This is a genomic window from Desulfobacter latus, assembly GCF_013389365.1.
Taxonomy (GTDB): Bacteria; Desulfobacterota; Desulfobacteria; order Desulfobacterales; family Desulfobacteraceae; genus Desulfobacter; species Desulfobacter latus.
Genome location: NZ_JACADJ010000143.1, coordinates 1 through 2,570 on the forward strand (window position 1 = coordinate 1; position 2,570 = coordinate 2,570).

Annotated in this window: 6 protein-coding genes; all 6 read right to left on the reverse strand. The window is 37.6% G+C overall.

Annotated elements, in window-relative coordinates:
* Positions 1–102 precede the first annotated feature (102 nt).
* On the reverse strand, positions 103–318 hold the full coding sequence (locus HXW94_RS18480; RefSeq protein WP_178368363.1) for a hypothetical protein: 216 nt from the start codon (positions 316–318) through the stop codon (positions 103–105).
* Positions 296–790, reverse strand: coding sequence for a hypothetical protein (locus HXW94_RS18485; protein WP_178368364.1), 495 nt, complete (start codon positions 788–790; stop codon positions 296–298). Before HXW94_RS18485 ends, HXW94_RS18480 begins: the two co-directional genes overlap by 23 nt.
* A 275-nt stretch (positions 791–1,065) precedes the next feature.
* A complete protein-coding gene (locus HXW94_RS18490) occupies positions 1,066–1,359 on the reverse strand; it encodes an addiction module antidote protein (RefSeq protein WP_178368365.1) in 294 nt (97 codons plus the stop codon).
* 12 nt (positions 1,360–1,371) lie between these two features.
* Complete coding sequence (locus HXW94_RS18495; RefSeq protein ID WP_178368366.1) at positions 1,372–1,665, reverse strand: type II toxin-antitoxin system RelE/ParE family toxin; 294 nt, start codon at positions 1,663–1,665, stop codon at positions 1,372–1,374.
* Between the two features lie 229 nt (positions 1,666–1,894).
* Positions 1,895–2,224 carry a type II toxin-antitoxin system HicB family antitoxin gene (locus tag HXW94_RS18500; RefSeq protein WP_020586081.1) on the reverse strand — a complete coding sequence of 110 codons (330 nt, stop codon included), beginning with the start codon at positions 2,222–2,224 and terminating at the stop codon, positions 1,895–1,897.
* Complete coding sequence (locus tag HXW94_RS18505; protein WP_246294227.1) at positions 2,208–2,534, reverse strand: toxin HicA; 327 nt, start codon at positions 2,532–2,534, stop codon at positions 2,208–2,210. Before HXW94_RS18505 ends, HXW94_RS18500 begins: the two co-directional genes overlap by 17 nt.
* Positions 2,535–2,570 lie beyond the last annotated feature (36 nt).

Consider the following 2,570-nt stretch of genomic DNA (forward strand, 5'->3'; position numbering starts at 1 on the left):
CTCCATAGGGTTCTCCTTAGTTTGATATGAAAATTTTATTTCTCAATAAAACTTTTTCTCAATTTTGGAGAACTCTTGTCCAGCTTTTTTTACAACACTACGCTAAAAACTGTCCGAACCATTGATAGCCGCATCTTCCCCATTTTTCAACCCTTCTTGCTGACCAATTTTCCATCCTTCACTTTGTCCTTCACGCAACCCTCTATAATACCCCTGATCTCTTCCTTCTTTAAAACCCTCTTTATAAGCATCTTCACAGCCTATTGTTGTAAAAATCAGGAGTATCAATATAAATTTATTCTTTTGTAGTATCTTCATAAGGTATCATCTTTTGCTTTACAATATATCCAAGTTTATCTATTGAATGATGCATTAATTCAGACAATTCAGAGTCTGAGATTTTTGAAAAATCAAAATTATTCATATCAGGAACAAGCAAAGCATCTATATCATCAATATGCCTTTCTTTTCTTAAAAATAAAAATAAATAATAGTAAGCCAATATCCCAAGAATACAAAAAAGAATTATTACCAAAATACATTTGTAAGCAACAAATTCATAATCACCCTCTTCAATAATCTTAGTTAGCCCTTGTTCATAACCATATTCAAAATATTCTTTACTAGCTTCCTTTCTGGCTTCATTGGTTGAAACATATTTGCCTTCATCATACCCAATAGAATAACCTGTTTCTTTTCCTTTTCGATATTTCTTCTCAGAATCACATCCACAAAATAATAATAAAAAACATACAATAAAAATGAAAATGCCGTTATTAATTTTATTCATTTCTTTATCACCATAATTGTATAAGTTATCCGGCATATGCTGGACATTTTAGTAGCTATTCCCTATTGCCCCATTTTTGTATTTTAGCGTTTTGGGCATAACGGGGAGCTCAGCTGGCCGGGGGGCATATAGCCGAGCACGTTCTAAAAGCCAAGTTTTTTCTAAAACCAAGCACTTTCAAAAAGCCGCTAGCTCCCCCCGGTCAGCTGCAGCGTTTGGTTGGAAAGCCGTTGTTTCGTTAAAGTTATAGTTATGAGCCAGAACGGTCACTGAAATTAGTTAGTATGTTCGGGTTGCGCCACCAACTGGATGCCAAGAACCTTAGTTATTTTTTTGATGGTAGCAAAGCCTGGATTGCCTTCGCCAGAAAGTGATTTATAAAGACTTTCTCGGTTAAGGCCAGTTTCTTTGGCAACTTGGGCCATACCTTTCTTCTTGGCCAGGTAACCAAGTGCAATAATAAATACTCGTGGGTCTTCGTCCATGAAAGCGTTGTTTAAGTATTCGTTGATTTCCTCCTTGGATTCCAGGTAATCGAAAGGGTTATAAGGGGTTGTTTGGGTTTCCATAATTTCACCTCTCTAAATCGTTTGAGCTATTTCTTTGGCTTTTTTGATGTCCTTTTGCTGAGTTGATTTGTCTCCGCCACACAGCATAAAAATTATTTTGTTATCCCGAATAGTAAAATAGAGCCGATAGCCTGGGCCGAGAAATATGCGCATTTCACTTACTCCATCTCCTACCAGCTCCACGTCACCAAAGTTACCCAGTTTAGCCCGGTCAAGTCTGGCAGTAATAGCAAGAACCGCCTTACGGTCTCTCAACTTCTTAAGCCATTTATCAAAGCTTTCCGTTTTTTCGATTTCATATTTCATAAAAACAATGTAGTCTACAAGCTACACACTGTCAAGGACAACCGAAACAAAGTTGTTTTAGCCAAAGATGCATCGTCATGTACTGAGAAGGCTTTCCAACGGGGAGCTGAGGGGCCAGGCTTTTTAAACCCAAAAAGCTCCAATGAAAGTTTAAATTTTCCTGAACCAGAGAGTCCCAAAAGGCCGCTCTGTAAGCCTGGTCCCTCTCCAGCGTTTTGTTGTGCCAATATTATTGGCTGAGACGAGAACTGACGAGCCTATTTATACTTACCCCTGATTCTGCTGCTTGGATCGCTAAACTTCTATGAACTTCCGGTGGAACACGAACCATAAATTTACCACTATAATTTTTTGAGGCGATTGGCTGTGGAATTTTTTCATCATTGTCTTTCATATCTTGAATGACCGATTCCACCGTTTTACGAATACCTTTTAATGCTGATTCAGGAGATTTAGCCAGCCAGCTTAAGCTTGGGAATTCCGCACATAAGCCGATATATTCTTCGTCCTCAGGAGACCAAGTAACCCTATATGTATAATGATCATTTAGTAGTGTCACTTTCTTCCTCCAATCTTTCAATAGCCTTGATCACTTGCTTAACTTGATAGGCTTTTGCTTTTCCTTTACTGTTTTGAATATTTACCCGAGGGTCACCTTGCCACGGTGTTTTATATATTCGATGACTGCTACCAGATTGGCGGGCCTTTCCAAAATAATGTTCACAGACCCTGCATAAATCTGTAAATTTTACATTGGTTGGATTTTTGTAAATTTCATTTATAGTGGTTTGCAAATGAATTGATAAACTTATAAAACTTATGTGGTATAATAGAAGGTTGTCAAAAAAATTGGAGGATGCATGTATCATAATCTATAAGCAAGTTCCTAAGTCATAGGGAAAGCA